19 protein-coding genes and 6 pseudogenes are annotated in these 20195 nt (G+C 68.2%); 9 read left to right on the top strand and 16 right to left on the bottom strand.

Annotation, left to right across the window (positions count from 1 at the left end):
* Nucleotides 1–63 precede the first annotated feature (63 nt).
* The 5 genes from ABZW18_RS25285 to ABZW18_RS25265 all read right to left on the bottom strand — a co-directional run bounded on the left by ABZW18_RS25285 (nt 64) and on the right by ABZW18_RS25265 (nt 2399).
* A complete protein-coding gene (locus ABZW18_RS25285) occupies nt 64–666 on the bottom strand; it encodes an SMI1/KNR4 family protein (RefSeq protein WP_356191326.1) in 603 nt (200 codons plus the stop codon).
* A 92-nt stretch (nt 667–758) separates the two neighbouring features.
* The gene (locus ABZW18_RS25280) at nt 759–1001 is read right to left on the bottom strand and encodes a hypothetical protein (RefSeq protein WP_356191323.1); all 243 of its coding nucleotides are present in this window, start codon (nt 999–1001) and stop codon (nt 759–761) included.
* A 161-nt stretch (nt 1002–1162) separates the two neighbouring features.
* Nucleotides 1163–1549, bottom strand: coding sequence for a VOC family protein (locus tag ABZW18_RS25275; RefSeq protein ID WP_356191321.1), 387 nt, complete (start codon nt 1547–1549; stop codon nt 1163–1165).
* 45 nt (nt 1550–1594) lie between these two features.
* Nucleotides 1595–1864 carry an integrase core domain-containing protein gene (locus tag ABZW18_RS25270; RefSeq protein WP_356191319.1) on the bottom strand — a complete coding sequence of 90 codons (270 nt, stop codon included), beginning with the start codon at nt 1862–1864 and terminating at the stop codon, nt 1595–1597.
* Between the two features lie 52 nt (nt 1865–1916).
* Complete coding sequence (locus tag ABZW18_RS25265) at nt 1917–2399, bottom strand: IS3 family transposase (protein WP_356191316.1); 483 nt, start codon at nt 2397–2399, stop codon at nt 1917–1919.
* A gap of 103 nt (nt 2400–2502) precedes the next feature.
* Here ABZW18_RS25265 and ABZW18_RS25260 point away from each other — a divergent pair, with 103 nt between their 5' ends.
* Nucleotides 2503–2817: a hypothetical protein gene (locus ABZW18_RS25260; protein ID WP_356191314.1), complete on the top strand. Its 315-nt coding sequence runs from the start codon at nt 2503–2505 to the stop codon at nt 2815–2817.
* On the top strand, nt 2795–3064 hold the full coding sequence (locus ABZW18_RS25255) for a hypothetical protein (protein ID WP_356191312.1): 270 nt from the start codon (nt 2795–2797) through the stop codon (nt 3062–3064). Before ABZW18_RS25260 ends, ABZW18_RS25255 begins: the two co-directional genes overlap by 23 nt.
* A gap of 325 nt (nt 3065–3389) precedes the next feature.
* Here ABZW18_RS25255 and ABZW18_RS25250 read toward each other — a convergent pair whose 3' ends face one another.
* The 6 genes and pseudogenes from ABZW18_RS25250 to ABZW18_RS25225 form a co-directional block, all read right to left on the bottom strand.
* On the bottom strand, nt 3390–5216 hold the full coding sequence (locus ABZW18_RS25250; RefSeq protein WP_356191310.1) for an exopolysaccharide biosynthesis polyprenyl glycosylphosphotransferase: 1827 nt from the start codon (nt 5214–5216) through the stop codon (nt 3390–3392).
* A 54-nt stretch (nt 5217–5270) separates the two neighbouring features.
* Nucleotides 5271–5525, bottom strand: coding sequence for a DUF6313 family protein (locus tag ABZW18_RS25245; RefSeq protein ID WP_356191308.1), 255 nt, complete (start codon nt 5523–5525; stop codon nt 5271–5273).
* A complete protein-coding gene (locus tag ABZW18_RS25240) occupies nt 5522–5941 on the bottom strand; it encodes a DUF6313 family protein (protein WP_356191306.1) in 420 nt (139 codons plus the stop codon). The genes ABZW18_RS25245 and ABZW18_RS25240 overlap by 4 nt, the downstream gene beginning before the upstream one ends.
* A gap of 595 nt (nt 5942–6536) precedes the next feature.
* Nucleotides 6537–7966 (bottom strand): annotated as a pseudogene (locus ABZW18_RS25235) (IS1380 family transposase).
* Between the two features lie 884 nt (nt 7967–8850).
* Entirely contained in the window at nt 8851–9951 is a 1101-nt protein-coding gene (locus tag ABZW18_RS25230) for a histidine kinase (protein WP_356191330.1), read from the bottom strand.
* A gap of 59 nt (nt 9952–10010) precedes the next feature.
* On the bottom strand, nt 10011–10685 hold the full coding sequence (locus ABZW18_RS25225; RefSeq protein WP_356191303.1) for a response regulator transcription factor: 675 nt from the start codon (nt 10683–10685) through the stop codon (nt 10011–10013).
* 191 nt (nt 10686–10876) lie between these two features.
* On the opposite strand from ABZW18_RS25225, the pseudogene ABZW18_RS25220 reads away from it, so the two are divergent.
* The 5 genes and pseudogenes from ABZW18_RS25220 to ABZW18_RS25200 form a co-directional block, all read left to right on the top strand.
* Nucleotides 10877–11070 (top strand): annotated as a pseudogene (locus ABZW18_RS25220) (hypothetical protein); the annotation flags it as partial.
* Nucleotides 11071–11222: 152 nt separating this feature from the next.
* Complete coding sequence (locus ABZW18_RS25215) at nt 11223–12467, top strand: DUF418 domain-containing protein (protein WP_356191301.1); 1245 nt, start codon at nt 11223–11225, stop codon at nt 12465–12467.
* A complete protein-coding gene (locus ABZW18_RS25210; RefSeq protein ID WP_356191299.1) occupies nt 12464–12874 on the top strand; it encodes a hypothetical protein in 411 nt (136 codons plus the stop codon). The genes ABZW18_RS25215 and ABZW18_RS25210 overlap by 4 nt, the downstream gene beginning before the upstream one ends.
* A 399-nt stretch (nt 12875–13273) precedes the next feature.
* Nucleotides 13274–15403: a molybdopterin cofactor-binding domain-containing protein gene (locus ABZW18_RS25205; protein WP_356191328.1), complete on the top strand. Its 2130-nt coding sequence runs from the start codon at nt 13274–13276 to the stop codon at nt 15401–15403.
* A 56-nt stretch (nt 15404–15459) separates the two neighbouring features.
* Nucleotides 15460–15915 carry a (2Fe-2S)-binding protein gene (locus ABZW18_RS25200; RefSeq protein ID WP_356191296.1) on the top strand — a complete coding sequence of 152 codons (456 nt, stop codon included), beginning with the start codon at nt 15460–15462 and terminating at the stop codon, nt 15913–15915.
* Between the two features lie 107 nt (nt 15916–16022).
* Here the strand turns inward: ABZW18_RS25200 and ABZW18_RS25195 are convergent.
* The 4 genes and pseudogenes from ABZW18_RS25195 to ABZW18_RS25180 form a co-directional block, all read right to left on the bottom strand.
* A pseudogene (locus tag ABZW18_RS25195) lies at nt 16023–16675 on the bottom strand (hypothetical protein); the annotation flags it as partial.
* A gap of 90 nt (nt 16676–16765) precedes the next feature.
* Nucleotides 16766–16915 (bottom strand): annotated as a pseudogene (locus ABZW18_RS25190) (IS5/IS1182 family transposase); the annotation flags it as partial.
* Nucleotides 16916–16953: 38 nt separating this feature from the next.
* Nucleotides 16954–17430, bottom strand: coding sequence for a hypothetical protein (locus ABZW18_RS25185; RefSeq protein WP_356191294.1), 477 nt, complete (start codon nt 17428–17430; stop codon nt 16954–16956).
* Nucleotides 17427–17774 carry a winged helix-turn-helix domain-containing protein gene (locus ABZW18_RS25180; RefSeq protein ID WP_356191292.1) on the bottom strand — a complete coding sequence of 116 codons (348 nt, stop codon included), beginning with the start codon at nt 17772–17774 and terminating at the stop codon, nt 17427–17429. The genes ABZW18_RS25185 and ABZW18_RS25180 overlap by 4 nt, the downstream gene beginning before the upstream one ends.
* 180 nt (nt 17775–17954) lie before the next feature.
* On the opposite strand from ABZW18_RS25180, the pseudogene ABZW18_RS25175 reads away from it, so the two are divergent.
* Both ABZW18_RS25175 and ABZW18_RS25170 read left to right on the top strand, forming a co-directional pair.
* Nucleotides 17955–18129: pseudogene (locus ABZW18_RS25175) on the top strand (transposase); the annotation flags it as partial.
* A gap of 381 nt (nt 18130–18510) precedes the next feature.
* Nucleotides 18511–19310: pseudogene (locus ABZW18_RS25170) on the top strand (transcriptional regulator); the annotation flags it as partial.
* A 118-nt stretch (nt 19311–19428) separates the two neighbouring features.
* On the opposite strand, the gene ABZW18_RS25165 reads toward ABZW18_RS25170, so the two are convergent.
* Nucleotides 19429–19875 (bottom strand): TIGR03618 family F420-dependent PPOX class oxidoreductase, encoded by a 447-nt coding sequence (locus ABZW18_RS25165; RefSeq protein WP_356191289.1) that lies wholly within the window; start codon nt 19873–19875, stop codon nt 19429–19431.
* Nucleotides 19876–20195: the final 320 nt, after the last annotated feature.

Here is a 20195-nt window from a genome sequence, read left to right as displayed (position 1 = left end):
CGGCCGACTCCTCGACGGACTCGTGCCCGATCATCGTCTCGCTCACTCGGCGTCTCTCCTTGATCAGCAGATCCGCCGTTGATTAGACACTCCCCGTCCGCCGGTCGGCTGCGGGGTGTAGCGGCCTAGGGGGGCGTCGTGTTCGATGCTGTCGGCGATGCGGGTGAGGAGTTCGGCCAGGCTTGGCCACTTGGCCAGGTATGCGTGGTCGCCTTCGATGAGTTCGCCTACTGCGCCGTAGGTAGGTCCGGGGCGGTGGTCGATGAACAGCAGGCATGTCGTGGTCTCCTGGGCGATTGGGACCCATCGGGGATGCCAGTAGTAGCCGACCATGGTGGAGTCTGGGTCGTCCTCTGCGAGCTGCCTGTTCATGCCGTTGGCACGTTCGCAGATCTCGTGGGTACTCAGGAAGCGATAGCGGGAGGGGATGAAGCGGCCGGCTCCGGGCTGGTAGACGGTCGGGTAGCGGTCGTCAGCACCATCGTGGGTCTTGAGGAGTTCGATGACGTCGGGGTGGATTGTGTGAATCTCGAGAGCACTCTCCAGCCGATGGATATCGGTGGCGTTGGCCGGGGGGCGCAGGGAGGCGTGATCGGCGGGAGCGTTGTCGGCAAGCCAGGGCTCGATCCTCGACCACGCGCGCTGGAGGGCTGACGGGTTGGGCATGCGGTCGCCCTCCTGACGGATAGCCCCGATGCCGGACGGCTGGAGTACGCCGCCCGGCATCAGTGGGTCATTCAGTGTCGTGGCGGTGGACTCTATGCCGGCTGCTGGCGCGAGTCGTAGACGGTAACCCAGTACTTGTCGCGGTCGAGGAGTCGCTGGCCCTGGGTAAATCTGCCCAGGTCTCCACCGACGGCTGAGTTCTGGCTGGCGGGGGTGGTTGCGCGCAGGCAGGGCGCGTCCGGCTTGTCCCCGAGGGTCGGCATGACGACCCAGTCGTACGGAGGGGTGTCGTTCTGCAGCGACGTGTGCTGCTCGCACTGACTACCGTCCGTCACGCCAACCTGCGCGCCGCTTTGATGTGTCATGAGTAAAGAAGTTGGCAGAGTTTGATCTTGCTCGGGTCGGGATTCTCCATCTTTGGACGGGCTCCTCATCGTGTTCGCGTGAGCGTGGGTAGGCGACCGGAAGTAGGTCTGGCGCGGTGTGCGGCCTCCGATCAGGGGCGGCGGTCCGCAAGGACGCAGAACTCGTTCCCCTCTGGGTCGGCAAGTACGACCCAGCTCTCATCGCCTTGGCCGACCTCGGCGTGTCGAGCACCTAGGTCGAGCAGGCGACGGATCTCTTCGTCCTGCTCCCTGTCGGTTGGGTTGACGTCGAGGTGGAGCCTGTTCTTGACGGTCTTGCCCTCGGGCACGTGCGCGAATGTCAACGTCGGTGGCACTGGGCCAAGGTGGTTCTTGCCTTCAGGCACCATAGGGGAGCCAATTGTCACAGTTCCGTCGTCTTCGTCTTGCACCTCGTAGTCAAGGACCGAGCACCAGAACCGGGCGAGACCGTTGGGATCGGCACAGTCGATCGCAAGCTCGGTGAACTTACTGGTCATGTCAGGACCTCCCAGTCAAGTAGCGGGTCCGCCAAAGGCCGCACGCTAATCGCAGTGTTCGACGGCGAGGTAAGCCGCGCGTGGTGTGCGCTCGTCGAGGGCCTGGTGGGGTCGCAGAGTGTTGTAGGTGTGGCGGAACAGGTTGACTTCGACGGCGAGGGCGTTGCCGTCGCCGATGGTGGCGCGGTAGAGATGTTCGTACTTCAGCGTGCCGAAGAACCGCTCGACCACGCCGTCGGTCTGTGGACTCCTCACCCGTGTGCGGGCGTGACGGAACAGCGGGTCGTCGCCGGCGAACGCGTCAGCGAAGGTCACGCCACGAAAGCATGGCCCGTTGTCCGTCACGACGGCGATCGGAGCGGGTGCTTCACCGATCATGTAGTCGTCGGCGTCGACGGACGTCCATCATGCCGCGGTCGGCACGGAGGTCGTCGAGGTCGAGGACCCGTTCGGCCTCGACAACGGTCCGGCGGAGGCAACCGAGCGCATCCTGGCCGCGAGACGTCGGGGTGACGGTGGCGGCGAGGCAGTACTTGGTGGCGTAGTCGATGACTGCGCAGATCCGCCAGATCCCGCCGCGGGCGGTCTCGAACTCGGAGAAGTCCATCTGCCAGACCCGGTTCCGCTGGCGTGGTGGGTCTCGGATCACCCGCTTCCGCAGCCGCGCCCATGATCTGCGGTCTGCCCGGAACCCGGTCGGCAGCAGCAGTCCGCGCCGGCGGAGGGCCCGCTGAACGGTGGAGGTGGACACCTGGTGGCCGTCGGCACGCATCATCGCGGCGATCTTGCGGTGCCCCCAGACGGGCCAATCCGCTGCGTACTTCGCGGCGACTGCCTCGATCGCGCCCACTCTCGGCGCCGGCCATGGCCCCTTCGGCGGGTCGCCGACGCGGTGGCGGGCTAGTCGCCGCCAGTAGGTTCGTTCGGGGATCCCAGCTCAGGACGTCTCCGGCATGTGTGACAACCAGCAGGGTTACTACTACGACCGCTTCTCCGCGTGCACGAACGTGGAGGTCGACTACAAGGTCATCGACACCCGCACCGGCAAGGTAGTCGGTGACGCCGACTTCACCGCCATCCAGGACATCAAGCTTGGCGCCAAGGACGACCAGTGGCACTCGGAGGTTAGCCTCCGACTCGACAGTGCCACTGGACATGCCAGAGGACTCAAGGCCGTCTGGAAGACCCGATGCAAGACCGCATCCGCCTGCGGCTCCGATGACGCGTGGTCCGTGGGCCCAGCCCATGGGCGTCGGCACCGTCGTTGACGGCGCCACCACCATCACCTGGAACGCCGGCAAAAACGTCGAGTCCTTCGGCTTCGAGAACATCATCACCGTCAACGCGGTCGGCGCCTTCCTCATCGACCCCGCGTCCTTCACCATCCCCCTCGACATCCGCTGCGACAACACGTTCGCCTCGGGCGGATCCGGGGCTGCGTCTTTCCTGAAGACACTCCGACCACGGAGATCCCGCTCAGCAACGCCGGACAGGCCAACGTCGTCTGGTCCATGAACAACCGCACTCCAGCATGCTGCTGAGCCGACCTTGTCCTTATGGTCGCCGAACGGCCGGTGTGGCGTGGCGCGGGCGGGGAGGTGCTCACACCGACATCGGAGGCCGACTGAGCGGCTGCGGATCCCGGCGACGCCGCGGGCCACGGACCCAGTTCCTCGACGCCCCCGGGAACCCATGCCGACCAGGGGATATGCCACACCGGGGCAGGTCTGTGAAACCTGCCCCGGTGCTGGCGTGTGAACCGGATGGACTTACCCGCAGAACCCGAGAGGGTGCCGGCTCGGTTGTGGTTCAGGGGAGTTCACCGATCACGTACCGGTGGTCATCCGTAAGATTCGCGTGTGTCGGCAACGGCACGCATGGTTGCCATGATCGTGCTGATGTCGCCGCGGAGTGAGGGGTTCTCGATGTAGCGCAGGTCGAGGGCTTCGTCTCTGGTGAGGTCGGTCCGCCCGCTGATCGCCCACTGACCGGTCAGGCCGGGTTTCACCGCCAGTTGCCTCAGTTGGGCCTCGTCGTAGCGCTCGACTTCATCCGGCAGGGGCGGCCGAGGGCCCACCAAAGACATGTCACCCCGCAGTACGTTGATCAGCTGTGGAAGTTCATCCCATGAGCCGGCCCGCAGGATTCTGCCGATCGATGTGATGCGCGGGTCGCGGTGCATCTTCGACCGTGGCCCCTGACGCTTGTCGACCTGAGCAGCCACCTGTAACGAGTCCGCATCGGCGACCATGGTGCGGAACTTCAGCAACGTGAAAGGCTTGCCCATGTAGCCGACTCGCTCTTGGCGGTGAAGGACCGGGCCGCGGGAGGTGAGGTAGACCGCCAGGGCGATGCCGGCTAGGAGAGGCGCGAACAGCAGCAACAGCACCAGAGCGCCGGTCCGGTCGGCCAGTCGCCTCAGCCAGTCCGAAGAGCGGCGTTCGGGCTCCATGACGTGCAACACCGTCAGCCCGGCAACGGACGCTACCTGAAGCCGGTACTCCGCCACTTCGGTCAGTGCCGGGGCGACCGCCAGTGAGCACCCCTCGCTCCGCAAGGCCCATGACAGCTCATGCAGCCGCTCATCAGACATATCCGGGCCTGGCGCGACCAGCACGAGGTCGGCCTGAGAGGCCCTGATGGCATGCACGACGGCTGCGGCGTCTCCAGTCTTGGGCGCGGATCCTGACGGGAGGTGGGCGACCACGGGAACACCGGACGCAGTCACCATTGCCCGGGCAGCATCCCCGGCCTCAGGCACCTGGCCTTCGCCGATCAGACATGCTCCCACGACGTCGAAGTCGTGATCCGAACGCCGTGAAAGGCGGGCAACGATGTGATCGACCGCATGGCTCGTCCCCAGGAGCAGCACATGCTGCACAGCAGCGGCCTTCCTGCGCCGGGCTACAAGGTGCCGGCGCAACAGATATCTCTGGCTGGCGGTGACGAAGACGCCCGGAAGGAGCGCAAGGAGGCCCAGTCCCAGAGAAATGTGTATGCCAGCCACAACAGTCGCAGTGGACAGCGTCCCGACGAATGTCAGCCAATCGCGGAAGATGAGACCCGGGGCAACACGCTCGCCAATCCTGCGCCTATCGTATCGGCCGTTCATCGCTTGAATAGCCGCCCATGTCAGACCTGATACAGCGGCGTAATGATAGGCAGCTGCCCCCGACGACGCTGTCATCGCCAGCATGAGCGGAAGACCGACGCCCACGATATCCACCGCGAGCGACAGGGGAAGGTACCAATACGGCTTCCGCACCTGCGCGCGACGGCTCTGAAGACCCCGGTCCCGGGCCGGGCCGGCGTCGCCCTCCGCGAGCGGACAGGAAAGAACCGGATGACGGCGAGGGCCATCGAGTAGCAGAGTCGACCCCGAACTGACCACTACCGGACGCAGCCCGGGGCTGGCGTGGTGAACCCCCCGCGGCTCGTCAGACACTCGCTGCTGCCCGCCCGGATCACCCCTGTCGGCGCCTCTTAACCCCTCGGGCGGGGGTGCCAGCCGACGCGAAATAGCTTCGATCACTTCATCAGTGGGGCCCACTTCGGCCGCTCTGACGACCTCTTCGGCGGCTACCCGGATGCTTTCGTCCCCGACCTCCGGGAATGTCGATCGCAGGAGCTCTTCCGTCAGCTGTTCAGAGGTACGCTTGATCACCACGCCTCCCATCCCCCCCACGCTGTGCATTGTTGCACCACTGGGCGCACTTGGTGCTCACTTGCAAAACGGACACCGCCCCTGGCGGGCCGCCACTGACAGCGCGCTGCGTGCCAATGCCTCAGCCTGACGCAAGGCTTCCGACGGCGATAGGCCCACCAGGTCACGACTCTGGTTCAGGTAGAAGACAACAGTCCGCTCCCAATGGTCGATCGCCTTCTCCCATTCTTCCCGGTGCGGCACCTTCACGAACTCCTCGACGAACCGTGCCTCCTCACCGCCTGCGGCATGGAGGTCGACGAGGGACCTCATGAGGCCTGACCAGGGGAAGATGGGTCAGGCTGCACAGCTCGACCGGGTTGTGGCGGCACCAACGGCCCGGGCCCCCCGGCCCGCCGCAGCACGTCCTCAAGCAGCTCGTGCGCCGACTTGCTGCGCCGCTTGTCGATCTGCTGTGTCACCGCGTAGCCAGTGATGCCGCCGATGAACGCTGGGGCAATCAGCCATCCGAGAATCGACAAGGGCCAGGTCAGCCAGGGTGCCGGCGCGTCCTTCGCGGACTCCCGACCCACCAGGACCTCCCAGGCGTCCACCCAGCCGATCAGCCAGGCATCGGCAACGAAGAGCAGGACAAAGGGCAGGACCCAGCGCATAGACCGAAGCAGCCAGTACGACAACTTCCCCAGCGCCGCACGAGAGCGGAGCCAACGGCGGATCTTGCTGAGCACACCATCCTTGGGTGGAGGAGGGAGCGAGGGTGGCGGCGAAACTGATGACATGGGCAGCGGCCTACCTATGAGATTAAGTAAACCTACCGGTAACAAAGTTGACGCGTAATCACTCATTCAGCTTAGCGGTCCACAAGGGCGCATTGCGCCATCAGGACTTCGCGCCGGCACCTTGCCTGAGATGGAGAAACGTTCTTCCTTTTGGTTCCGTGCGGCACACATCAATAATCCGCTCTCGCGGGGAATCAGCGTGACCTGCACAATCCTCAGCCAGGCCCGTACGCAAAATCCCCCCAACTCGATCGTGCGGACTCCAGTGAACCAAGGGGGTTCTTTCACGGCGGCGATGCACACAACTCGAACGTGTGAATCACATCTGCCAGCGCCTCTTGCCCTGCTCCGGACCGGGCTCAGTACGGCCTGGGGCCCTCGGGGCCTAGCCTCCCCTTTTCGCTTGGGGTGGGGGGAGTCGAACTGGCCGTGGTGGGCCGGTGTCTTCGGCTGTTGGTCGGCGGGCTGGCATGGCTGGGGCTCGACGCTCGGGTCGGGTTCTCCAGGTTCCTTGGTCGTGGGTGGACGGGGGCGGTGCGGTGGGTCAGGTGGCTGGGCGGGGTAGGGCAGCCAGGCGGGTGAATGCACTGGTCAGCTCATGTCTCCAGGGCCAGGTCATGGCGATCCGCAGGTGGAGGCGGCGGCCGCCGCGGGTGATGCGGGCGGCGGCGTGCAGCAACCGATAGCGGAGCTTCTTCGGCTCGGCGACGGCCAGTTCGCCCTTAAGCAGCAAGGCCCGGGTCCAGGCGAGCAGGTCGAGGGCGGTCAGAGACAGCTCCAGCCAGGCTTGGTTGATGGCGAAGTGGCGGGAGGGGAAGGCCGAAGCCGGTGGTCTTGCCGCAGCGGATGCGGTCTTCGACGCGGGCGTGCGCACGGTGGCGGGCCTCCAGGTGCTGGATGGATCCGCCGCCTGCGGTGGGTGTGTCGGTGAGGAAGACCTGGTGGCGCATGCCCTCGTCCAGGTCGAACAGGGAGAGCTGTGCGCCGGGGTGCGGGCGCTCGCGGCGGACGGTGATCCGGGTGCCGTCGGGGTAGCCGTCCAGGTTGACCATGCCGGTCAGTTCGGCGAGCTCGGCCCGTCGCGCAGAGAGCCGTCCTGTTCCAAAGCGGGTGCCAGACCTGGTCGGGCAGGGCCCGGATATCGCCTGACTGACCGGCTCGGTGACCGGGTGTCCAACCGAGAAGAACGTGTGCACGCCACGAGTGCGTAGGGATCGGATGTGCGCCAGGAACGCCTTGGCGCCTCCGGCGCTGTCGGTGCGGATGAGGATGTCGGTGCCGTGGCGGTGGGCGTCAGGTATCTGGGCGAGTGCCGTGTCCAGGACGGTGATGTGGTCGCAGGCGGTGTTGGCGCCCGGCGTTGCCGGGCCGCAGCAGGCCGGCCAGGGCTTTACCGGTGTTGTCCAGGAAGCACAGGATCGGATGGAACTCGAAACCGTGCTTGTAGGTGGCCGCCGCTTGTTCCTTGTCCGAGTGGCAGGTGATCAGGGTGGCGTCGATGTCCAGGACGAGGCCGGGCAGGTCCCGACCGCCCGCGCGGGCGGTATGCCGCTGCCGGTCTCGGCGGTGTGCAGCCGGGCGACCTCGCGGGCCGTGGCCCTTGCCACCCGCAGCGCGGCCAGTGCGGTGTGGTCGATGCCGGCCAGCAGCCGCCAGGCGGTCGGTGTGGAGGGCACCGGTCCGAACACCGCTGGCTGGTCACGCAGGATGGCCAGGTCAGCCATGGCCTCGCCACCGTCGGCGAGCATCACCGCCAAGTCCACCGCGATCCGTCCAGGGCGTATCCGGTGCCGCGTGGCCGCAGTTGGCGCAGTGCGTCGGTGAAAGCCGCAGTCGGCCCGGTGGTATCGGCGAGATCGGCCAGCAGACGGACCCGGCATGGCTGACCACCCCATGACCGTCGGCCGAGACGACGAGCTTGGGGCGCGACCCGGTAGTGTGGACGCAGAGAGTGCCTTCCTGCTGGAACGACAGAAGCTTAGACAAGCCCTATCGTCCCAGTTCAGAAGCGCTTTCTCGCTCAAGATCCGGACACCGCGGCACGCAAAAGGCGCAGGCTAGCCCAAGCATTTGTCGGCAGGGGCCAACCGCGTACGGCAGCTCAGCAGCTGTGCGGAGATAGCCGTACGGACGTCGACCGCACGCGCCGCCGTCGAGGCACACACGCGGACTTGACCGAGGCCGAAATGACCGCGGCCGAGGGTGGCGACCCCGAGTCGCTGTTCAGCGGCCCCGCTCACATCGCTTACACGCGCGCTTCGGAAGAGTTGAAACGGTATTGGGCCGAGGCCGAGCCGCGGCCCACCCTGGCCGAAATACACTGTGAGCCCGTCGTACGGCCATAGCGGTGGCAGCTTTCACAACAGCCACGGGCAACCGATGGCCGTGCCCCAGTCATTCGCCGCCGAGCCGCCGAGCCGCCGAGCCGCCGAGCCGCCGAGCAGGACGAGGGCGAGCTGAGCCCGTCGTACGTGGGCCGACGGTCACCTCCGGGTCCGGAGGTGACCGCTCGGTTTGTGCGGAACCGGCGCCCGCGCCGCAGATTCAAGTACTCAACGGTTCCTATTCGTGGCACATTTCACACCAATCGCGAGCAACCTCAGGGCGCGCCCGGCCATCCACCCGCCGAGCGCCACCCGCCGAGCGCCACCCGCCGAGCGCCGAGCGCCGAGCGCCGAGCGCCGAGCGCCGAGCGCCGAGCAAGCCAGCCGAGCGGTCAAGCTGATCAAGAGGCAGATGTTCGGCCCCGCCGGATTACCCCTGCTACGGCAACGGGTCCTGCTCTCATAGCCGCGGGGCCTGCATCGACCACCGCAAGTGCGCCAGAGCCGAACGATTGACAGTCCCGGTGACGGCGCTCAGTCGGCGTGGGCCGGGACGCGCAGCGTCACCCGGTAGCCGCCGTCGGGGGTGGGCCCGGACTCGAAGGTTCCGTCGAGGAGTTCAGCCCGCTCCCTGAGGCCGATGAGGCCCTGGTGCGAGCCGGGCAGAAGCAGGGAGGGGCGGGTGGGGGGTGTGTTCGTGACGATCACGCCGAAGCTGTCGCCGTCGTGCCACAGCAGGACCGTGGCGGTTGCGCCGGGTGCGTGTTTGCGTACGTTGGTGAGGGCTTCTTGCACGGTGCGGTAGAGGGTGCGCTGCGCAAGAGTGGCGATGCTGGTGGGGAGTTCGCCGGTCAGTTCGGTGTCGATGCCGCTGGTCGAGACGAGTTGGTGGAGGTCGGCGAGCGTGGGCTGCGGGGTGAGTTCGGTGGCGCGGCTGCCGGAGGCCCGTAGCAGTGTGACCATGTGGCGCAGTTCGTCGAGGGTGTCGACGCTGAGGGAGCGGATGGTGCGGGCACCCTCCTTGACGTCCGGCTCCTTGGCGGCGACTTGGAGGGCTCCGGCCTGTACGGCGATCAGGCTGACCTGGTGGGAGACGACGTCGTGCATCTCGCGGGCGAGCTGGGCGCGTTCACGGGCGAGGACGGCCTGGGCGTGGAGGAGTCGTTCGTGCTCGCGTGCTTCCTCGATTGCGACGAGCTGGCCGGAGAGGTCGCGGCGGGCTTGGAGGAGTTGGCCGAGGAGGACGGGGGCGGCGGTGGTGGCCAGGGCGTAGAAGAAGGAGATCAGGGTCCAGGTGCGTTCGTACGACTCGTACGAGGTGATGTCGTCCACGGGCCAGGGGGTGGCGGAGGCGAGGGCGGACAGCAGGGCGCCTACGGCCAGGAGGCGGCGGTTGCGCGACCGCTCGGAGAGGGTGAAGAGGGCGACGAAGGGGGCGAAGACGAGCTCCAGCACGAGGCTGGCGGGGAGGGTGAGCAGGAATACGGTGAGGGGGAAGCGGCGGCGGAAGGCGAGTGCGGCGCAGGCGAGTGCGGTCGGCGCCTGCACGAACGGTGTCTCGTCCCCCCACAGGCTGAGCCAGACATCGACCGCCGCGACGGCCACGACCACAGCGTCGATAACGGGGGGCGGGATCCGTGCCCACCACTTCGTGCGTCCGGTTGCCGCGTTGACCTCGGACTTCTTACGCCTCGTCATCGTCCGGACTCCGACCGGTTCCGTGGGCCGAGCAGACCGGCCCGCTGGGCGAGGAGTGCGGCCTGGATCCGGCTGCTGACCCGCAGTTTACTGAGGATCGCGCTGACGTGGTCCTTGACGGTGCCCGCGCTGAGGTGGATGCGGGTGCCGATGTCGGCGTTGGACAGTCCCTCCGCGATCAGTACGAGCACCTCGCGCTCACGCTCGGTGAGCCGTCCCACGCGGGCGGCTTCGGCGTCGTCGACCGTGGCGGTGGTTCCGGGGTGGTTCTGCCAGACGGCGCGGGAGGCCTTCGGTGACATCACTATCCCGCCTGCCGCCAACGTCCGTACGAGCTGTGCAAGTTGATCGGGTTCGGTGTCCTTGAGCAGGAAGCCGGCCGCGCCGGAGCGCAACGCGGTGAGGATGTACTCGTCGGCGTCGAACGTCGTCAGCATCGCCACCACGGGGGCGTCGGGCATGGCCCGCAACTGCCGCAGCACGGTCAGGCCGTCGACGTCCGGCATGCGGATGTCCAGCAGGACGACGTCCGGGCGTTCCCGCTGCACGGTGTCGACTGCTTCCGCGCCCGCCGTGGTGGCGACGACCTCGATGTGGTCGGCCGCGTTGAGGATGAGCTGGAAGCCGGACCGCACCAGCGCCTCGTCGTCCACCACCACTACCCGTATCACGTGGGTTCCGCCTCGCCGTCGTTGTTGTCGTTGGTGTTGTCGCTGCATTCGTCGCGACCGTAGAAGACGGTAGAACGGGGAAAGGCCCTATGAAGTGCCACGCGGGACACTCCAGCTACCTGGGGGGCGGTTCCAGTCGCCCGGGGGGAGGGTGCGGACCGGTCGGTGCGGTGGTGCCGGCGGTGCGGCGGATGGCGGCGTCGGGCCGGGCGCTGCGCCGCGCGACGGCGCGGCCGAACGTTCTGTTCGGAGACGTGTACGGGGCCGTCCTTGCCAGCTCAATGATTGCCACGCTCACGCAGTACGGGCCGCGGACCGCGCGGACCGACTGTACGACGCCAGGTGGCTGCTGATCACCGCGGTGGCCTCGGCCCTGGCGCACGGCTAGGCGCACAGCATCGCGCGGGTGCGGCCGCCGGCGGCGGCAGGGGCGTGGCGGCGGCCCCCGCGCGGCGGGGTGCCACCCCGCCGGGCGGGGGGTGCGGACCGGACGGTTGCCGGATACCCCGCGATCAGCGTTCTCTCCAGCCTTGAGGCATGACCCAGAACGCAGTTGATACGGCGGTTGCGGGCACGACCACCACCCGCCCCGAGGTTCTCGACAGGCCCCGTCCCAAGGCGTCCGAGGCCGGGCGGTCCTCGGTGGGGCGGATGATCGGTGTGGATCTCGCCCGAGGCCTCGCGGTCTTCGGGATGTACGCCGCCCACGTCGGTCCCGACCCCTCCGAGGGCGGCGTCACCGGCTTCCTCATGGAGCTGGCGCACGGCCGGTCCTCCGCGCTCTTCGCCTTCCTGGCCGGTTTCTCGATCATGCTGATCACCGGTCGGCGCGCGCCGAAGACGGGCCGGGCGGGCCGTCAGGCGGTCGCCAAGGTGGTGATCCGGGCCGTCATCCTGCTGGCCCTGGGCACCGTGCTCACCATGACCGGAACCCCGATCCTGGTGATCCTCGCCTTCTACGGCCTGTACTTCCTGCTGGTGCTGCCGCTGTACCGGCTGGGCGCGCGTCCGCTGGCGGTCATCGCGGCGGGCTGTGCGCTGGTGCTGCCGCAGGTCGTGTACGTGGTGCAGCGCGCTCTCAGCTCGGTTGGTCCCGACGGCGTTGGTCCGGGCGGCATCTGGGCCTGGCCCGCCGACGCCGACGGCATCGTCTCGCTGCTCTTCACCGGCACCTACCCGGCCCTGACCTGGATCCCCTTCGTGATCGCCGGTATGGCCGTGGCCCGTCTCGACCTGGCCTCCACCGCCGTACGCATACGTCTCGCGATCATCGGCGTCTCCCTGGCCGTGCTCGGCTACGGAGGCTCCTGGCTGGCCCTGCACCTCGTCCCCGGCGTCGCCTCGGCCATCTACGTCTCTGAAGAGGGTGGTTCGGCCATGTCGGCGTGGTGGTCCGACGCGGGCTACCCCACCGGTGACACTCCAGCCTGGCTGCTGGTGGCCTCGCCGCACAGCGAGACGACTCTCTCGATCGTGGCCAACACCGGTGTGGCCATTGCGGTCCTGGCCGCCAGCCTCGCCGCCGTCGACACCTTCCCGCACTTCCGCCGACTCGCCCGCCCGGTGATCGCGGTCGGCGCCATGTCTCTCACCGCGTATGTCTTCCACATCCTCGTCCTCCACTTCCCGGGCCTCGAGGACCTGTCCGGCTCGCTGCACGTCCTGCTCGGCTTCGTCGTGGCCATGGCCGTGTTCGCGACGCTCTGGTCCCGCTTCTTCCGGCGGGGACCGCTGGAGTGGCTGCTCAGCAAGGCCACCAAGGCCGCGGAGCTCGTCCGGTGAGCAGCCCGACGGGCGGTCGCTGGGAGCCCTGGCTGCTGACGGCGGCAGCACCGGCCGCCGTCCTGGCCGTCCTTCGCCTGGACCTGTACGCCGACGCCAAGGCGGAGGGCGGCGAGCTCGTCGTCTACGCGGAACGCGGCTGGAAGAACCAGCAGGACGACACCGAGCGGGCATTCGAGAGGCGTTTGCCGGGCATAGGGGTCGAGATGGTCGTCGACTACAGCACGTACCAGGACGCCCGCAGGAAGGGGATCGGCCTCGGTGGACGGGTCACCCCCGGCGCCGCGGACTCCGGCTCCCGTACGGTCAGGATGATCCCCGACACCGGCGACCCGTTCGTGGCCTGGGCCAGCGCGAGGCGATCCTCAAGGACGCCGAGCACCCGGTCGCCGCCACGCTCTTCCTGAACTGGCAGCTGTCCAAGGAGACTCAGACCAGCGGCGAGTGGTCCGTACGCACCGACGTCGCCCCGCCCACCGGGCTGAAGACGGTGTGGCAGCACAACAACGCGAACGTCGACGTTTTCCGCCTTCATGCGGGACCGCGATGCGGCCGAACCCGTCCGCCAGCGGATGACGGTCTACATCGGCGAGGTCAAGGGCGATCCCACACCGGGCCGCCTGGGCACCCACCCCGGTGCCGCGGCTCCCACACGCAACCGAGAAGAGAACTCATCCCTCTTACCAGTCGGCAAGCCAGGCGAACGAACGGAGTGATGGTGGGTGGACGGCTTCAAGTCCTCTGCCGCAGGCACCGGCTCGTCCCAGGACGAGGCGCCACGGCACACGTTGTCCCGTCGAAGGTTCATGGTCTACTCACTGGCGGCGTCCACCTTGACTCTCGCGACGCCCATCGGCTGCGGCACGTCGTCGTCCGAAGGCGCCGAGACAGCCGCGGAGGGCGCCCGCAGACCGACCGACGTCCTGGTGACCGGCACCGACGAGGAGATGCTGGTCCTGGAAGTCACTGCGGCCAACAAGGTGGTCGTACGGCTGCCGCGCGTCGAGGTCGGCCAGGGCATCACGACCGCGGTCGCCATGATGATCGCCGAGGAGCTGGACGCCCGGCTCGCCGACGTACAGATCCCGCTCGCCGACGCCCGGGCCAAGGGGAACCAGTACACCGGCGGCTCGAACTCGGTCAGCTCGTTGTACGGCCCGGCCCGTCGGCTGGCCGCCACCGCGCGCGCCAAGCTGGTGACCGCGGCCGCCAGGCGGTGGCACGTGCCCGCGTGCTCACTGCGCACCCGGGACACGATGGTGGTCGCACCGGACGGACGTACGGCCACGTTCGGGTCCCTGACCGCGAGCGCCGCCCGAATCCGTCGGCCGGCCGTGTCGAGCAAGCCCAAACCGGCGTCCCGGCACCGCGTGATCGGGCGGCCGACGGCCCGGATCGACGCGCGGGACATCGTCACCGGCAAGGCGAAGTACGCCGGGGACCTGTCGGTGGCCGGAGCGAAGCCGACGGTGGTGGCACGGCCGCCGACGATCGGGGGGAAAGTCGTCTCGGTCGACGACCGGGCGGCCCGCGCCCTGCCGGGAGTCCTCGCGGTCGTCAGGATCGCCGGTGGTGTCGCCGTGGTGGCGGAATCGTTCCATCACGCCTTCAAGGCCAGGGACGCCCTGCGGATCACCTGGGCCCCGGGTCCGCTGGCGCCGCTGTCGGATGCCGCCATCCGGGCCCGGCTGTGGGCCGCGGTCCCGCCGCTGGGCGCCCCGCCGCGCGGATCGGCGCAGGTGGTGGGCGAGTTCGAGTTCGCCTTCGTCAGCCATGCCCCGATGGAGGTGCTGACCGCGGTGGCGGATGTGCGCGCCCAGCGCGCGGAGATCTGGTTCTCCTCCCAGACACCGATGGAGGCGCGGGAGAGCATCGCCTCGGCCGTCGGGCTGCCGACGTCCTCGGTCCGGGTCCACGTCATGCGGGGCGGCGGCTCGTTCGGGCGGCGGCTGAACTTCGACGCCGCGATCGAGGCGGCACTGATCTCGAAAGCGGCTCGTCGGCCGGTGAAGCTGATGTGGAGCCGTACCGACGACATACGGCACGGCAGGATGCGCCCGGCCTCCCAGCACGGGATCAGGGCCAGCCACGCACGGGGCAGGGTGGTGGCCTTCACCCACGCGATGGCCTCGGTGAGCGAGTCCTCCGGGTCCTCGGAGTCTTCCGGACCGGAGGGCCGGGGCGCTCAGGGCGGTGTGACCACCGCGGTCGCACGCTCGGGGCGCCTTCCCGCGGCGGGCCCGCTGCCCAGTGACAGCGGGCTGTACAACTTCGGACGCGTCTTTGGGGACTCGGGCTCGGTGGAGCTGGCGATGCCTCTCGGCGCCTGGCGTTCGGTGGACTCCGGGACGATGCGGACCGCGGAGGAGATCGTTGTCGACGAGGTCGCCAGGAGCCTGGGCAAGGACCCGGTCGCGTTCCGGTGCACCACGCTCAGGAGCAAGGCCGTCAAAGCCGTACTCGACAAGGTCGCGACTGCCGGAGGCTGGGGCCGGACCATGCCGGCGGGCCGGGCCCAGGGCGTGGCCATCCACGAGGAGTACGGCTCCTGCGTGGCCTGCCTGGTCGAGATCGACGCCACCGACCCGAAGAACCCCCGGGTGACCAAGGTGGTGATGGCGGCCGACGTCGGAACGGCCGTCAATCCGCGCGGACTTGAGGCCCAGCTCATGGGCACCGCGATCGACGGCATCTCCACCGTGCTGCGGGCCGGCCTCCACATCGACCGGGGCGCCGTCCGCGAGGGAAGCTTCACCGACTTCCGCTACGCGCGCCAGCGGCACGCCCCACTGCACTTCGAAGCGCACATCATGCCCTCCCGGCGGGAGCCCGGCGGGGCCGGTGAGCTCGGCGTTCCGGCCGCGGCCGGTGCCGTTGCCAACGCCTACGCCCGGGCGACCGGCACCCGGCCGCGCCGCTTCCCCATCAACGTCTGACCGACTCCTGAAACCGACCACTGACCAGGTCCTGATCAACATTTGAGAAGGAACCGATGCCCTCCTACTCCTTCGTCCTCAACGGGAAGCCGGTCACCGTCGAGGCACCGGCCGACATGCCGCTGCTGTGGGTGCTGCGCGACATGCTGAACGTCACCGGCCCCAAGTACGGCTGCGGCGTCGGGGTCTGCCGCGCCTGCACCAGCCACCTCGACGGCGCCGAGATCCAGCCCTGCGTCGTCCCGGTCGCGGACTGCGCGGACCGCCAGGTCACCACCATCGAAGGCCTGGCCGACGGCGACAGACTCCACCCCGTACAACAGGCCTGGCTCGACTGCGATGTCGCGCAGTGCGGCTTCTGCCAGCCCGGACAGATCATGGCCGCGACCGCACTGCTCAAGAAGACGCCTCGCCCGACGGACGTCGACATCGACCGGATCGAGAACGTCTGCCGCTGCGGCACGTACTCCCGGATCCGCGAAGCGATCAAGAAAGCCTCCGCCGACGGTTGAGCGGCCGCAGGTGCCCCTGCGGCGTCACCGATGGCGTGTCGGTCGCATTCGCCCACCAACGGTGGAGCGCGCACGCCTCTGGTTCGAGGCCAACCCTCGCAGTGGCGGGAGGGGAAGCGGCCGAAGCCGGTGGTTTTGCCGCACCGGATGCGGTCCTCAACGCGAGCGTGAGCGCGGTGGCGGACCTCCAGATGCTGCAGGGAGCCTTCGCCGTCAGGGGTGTCGGTGAGGAAGACCTGGTGGCGCATGCCCTCGTCCAGGTCGAACAAGGACAGCTGGGCGCCGGGGTGCGGGCGTTCGCGCCGCACGATGATCCGGGTGCCGTCGGGGTAGCCGTCCAGGTCGACCATGCCGGTCAGCTCGGCGACCTCGGCGCCCTCGCGCAGGGCGCCGTTCTGCTCCAACGCGGGGTGCCAGACCTGCTTGGGCAGGGCCCGGATCGAGCGGCGGACCGGCTCGGTGGCGGGGTGTCCGACGGAGAAGCAGGTGCGGATGCCCCGCTTGCGTAGTCTTCCCCGCCGTCGGATGGCATCACCGCCAAGTCCACTGCGATCCGACCGGGAGCGTGACCGGAGCCGCGCGGTCGCAGTCGGCGCAGCGCGTCGGTGAAGGCCGTGGTCAGGCTGGTGACATCGGCGAGATCGGCCAGCAGGCGGGATCCGGCATGGCTGACCACCCCGCGACCGTCGGCTGACACGACGAGCTTGGGACACGAGGCGGTAGTGTGCACGCAGAAAGTGCCTTCCTGCTCGGACTGCAGAGACCTTAGACAAGCCTCATCGTCCCAGCTCAGAAGGCACGTTCGTTTTTCCGCTCAAGATCCGGACGCCACCGCAAGTGAAACGCGCAGGTTAGGCAACGGCCTGCGGCCCGGATGCCGGAACCGCCGTTCCCGCCGTGGCAGCAGCGGCTCGATCCGGTCCCACAGCTCATCCGACACGATCCATGGCGAAGTCCCCACGACACAGGAAACGTTCAACTCACCACGCGGCCACGGCAGCCAGGGCTGATCTACCTCATGTCCGGCGTTGGCATGTGTCAACGGGCGGCGTCGATCGCCTTCACCGCCACGTCGGGGTGTGGGGTGCTGATCGTGACCTTTCGGCCAGTGGCAAGGGTGAGGCACAGCGCCGGGCCAGAACGGAGGGTAAGCATCAGGCCGAAGCGTCGTGACCACCAGATGCCCCAGGCCAACCGGGATGGCGGGATCTCAATCGCCTCGGCGTGCCGGATGCGATTGATCGAATACCGAAAGCGCGGCCAGCCGAAGACGCCGAAGTGCACCCTGACACCATGGGTTCCGGCAGTCGCCCGCACACTCGAGGCCGTCAGCACGTGGACCAACGCCACCGAAGCAATCCCGGCGAGCGGAACAACGAAGCCACTCGACATCCATGCCCCCTCAGGGGCGCCGCCCATCACCACGAGCGGCAACATGAGGCCGATCGACAACCAAATCACCAGCCAATTCGTCGATCGTCCAGCGTAGAGCGCAGAAACACTCCGGTCAGTCATGTCAGCTCCTCGATCAGTCGGGTCAAGTCGTCGCGGTGCATGCCGTGCTCGCGTCCCACATCGATCAACCGCTCGGCTGCCGTCACAACGCCTGGCGGCGGTGGCGAGGCACGCACAACACGAACCCCACGTCCGCGGCGAAACTCCAACACGCCGTCGTCGCGCAATTGTCGGTAGGCGGCAAGAACGGTGTTCCGGTCCACCGACAGCGCTTCAGCCAGCTCAGCCGCCGGCGAAAGCGGATCACCGACAGCGAGGTCTCCACTCGCGATGGCCCGACGCACGCAGCTGGCGATCTGCTCCCGCAATGGCGTGGCTACGCCATGATCTATGCTCCACAACATGGTGCTAATAGAGATAGCACCATTCCAGTCAGGAGCACAACCTGCCAACCCTCTAGAGCGGATCCGGCCCGGAGACATGCCCGCCGGAGACGGCCATGCCGACCCGTGGTTACGACCACGACACCTACCGCATCAGGTCGGCGCCCGCAGCATCGTGTCGGGCGTCGCCCGCCCGGCGCCCGCCACGGAAGCGGACTGGGCACCTACAGATGGCTAGTTGAGCGCACCTTCGCCTGGCTGCACGGCTTCAGGCGACTCCGCATCCGATGGGAACCGCAGAGCCGACATCCACGAGGCCTTCCTCAAGCTGCCTTGCTGCCTGATCACCCCCCGACAGCTCCGGTCATTGTGTTAGCCGCTCTGACTCCGTGAGAGTCCCGTGTTTGAGTCCGCCGGATTCCCAGAAGGGCGGGATGAGGACGCCCCCGGATTGCGCACCTTCTGCTGGCCGTCGACCTCTTGCTGAGACTGTTCAACCGGAGTTCACCAGATTCCGACCTGCGGTCCTTACGCAGACCCGAGGGCAGGACCGGCTCAGCCTGACACCTGTCCTCCTGCCTGCACCGAAGCCATGCCGCACACGCCATCCCGGCGCCGTGGAACCGCGCACGACTCGATCGCACCGCCCGTCATTGAGCGATCCACGAGTGATCCAAGGAGTGGTTGAATGTGCGATTGGAGTGACCTCTGTGCCCACCGAGAACGAGCTGTTCAGCGCGGTCGATGCGTGGCCGCCGAACGCTACGGCCTCCCGACCCGGCTGAGCGACGAAGACCGCCGGGCCGGACGTCTGCCCGAGCGGCACAGGGTCCTGGAGCAGCTGGCGAAGGCGAATTGGCAGCTCACCCGGCGTGGGTTCGGCCCCTGGGCCCGGATCTACCGTCCGGCGCAGGGCTTGCAGCGCTCCTGCGTCCAGCTGTGCATTCTGGCCTGGGACGCGCTCGATGCCCGCTCCTGGGACGACGCGGCACAGTTGCCGCCGGCCGATCTGGCGAACCTGCTGGGCACCTACGCGAACCGTGTGATGACTCCGCGCGGCTCTACCGCCGTCACCGGCCTGGAGCTGATGACCGCGCTGCACCCGCCCACCCGCGCGAGTGAGCCGGACGAGAGGGGCAAGCGGCACAGCGAGCACAACCCGGGCTCGCTCGGCACGGCACCCATGGACTGCGTGCCGTGCGAGGCGCCGGACGGAGCCCGCTGCTCGCCCACCTGCCGCGCTTCCACCAGCGCACCCCGGATGAGGTCCTGGTGGAAGAGGCGTACGACTGGGCGCGGTCGCTCACTGATGACGAGTGCCTCAAGCGCTACGTGGTGGGCATCGACGTGAACATGGCCTTCGCCGCGGCCGCGAACGGCACCGTCGTCGGCCTGGGCGCGCCGGTGCACGTCAAGGCACCCGCGTTCGATGCGAAGGTGCCCGGTTCATGGCTGGTGGACCTCTCGTACATCGAGTTGGACCCGCGCTTGCCCAACCCGTTGACGCCGAACGGCGAGCGGCCCACCGGTCCGGCCTGGTACGCCACACCCACCGTACGTCGCCGCCGAAGGCCTCAGTTGGCGAATGAGCGCTTGAGTTGGCGGGCAGAGCGGTCCTTCCCCTGCCGGGGTGAAGCCGTGCTGTTGGCGACGATTGGCACGACAGGTGTGCCGGTCAGGGAGCGGGGACGGGGCCGCCGGGCCGAAACCGCTCCACCCCGACGATGTGCCGCACCTTGACCGGGCGCACGATCACCGCGACCCGCTGCTCCCCCGGAATGATCCACTCAAAACGCTCACTGCCCAGGTACTTGCGGGCCAACCGGTCCATCCGGTCGTGCGCCTCCTCGCCCTCGATGAAACGGGCCGCCACACCACTGATCTGCACTCGGTCGAAGGGATCGGTGGTGTCCGCGTGCGAGAGATAGACGCGGGGGTCACGGCGCAGATTTTCCTCCTTCACTCGACCCACCGAGGTGTTGAACGTCAGCTCCCCCGCTCCCTCCAGATCCACCCACATCGGGCTGACCTGCGGTGCTCCGTCGGCGAACACGGTGCCGACGTACCAGATGTTGGGGGCTTGCAGCCGGGCGCGGACGGCTACGTCGAACGTCGCAGTCATCCCGGGAGACTACCAACCGTGATCGGCGGGAGAGCTCGGGGAGCCGTGGATTCCGACAGGTGAAGCCGATGCCGGGTGGCCATCTCCGGGCTCCTGGCCCTGGTGACCGAGACTTGGCAGAGAGCCGGTCACCGACGCTCGTACTGCGCCGGGTCGAGTCCGCCAACTGAAATGCTCAGCCCTGCCAGCAGGCCGGCCGGGTGCACAGCTCATACCAACGGACCCTGGACGAGCGCCCCTTGGGCGACCGGCGGGTCATGATCCTGCTCCGGGTACAGCGGTTCTTCTGCGATCGGAGAAGCTGTTCCCGCAGGACGTTC

It is taken from the genome of Streptomyces sp. NPDC004647, assembly GCF_040609575.1.
In the GTDB taxonomy this organism is placed as follows: Bacteria; Actinomycetota; Actinomycetes; order Streptomycetales; family Streptomycetaceae; genus Streptomyces.
The sequence above is the reverse complement of the archived record's forward strand: the minus strand, read 5'-3'. Positions and strand labels throughout refer to the sequence as shown.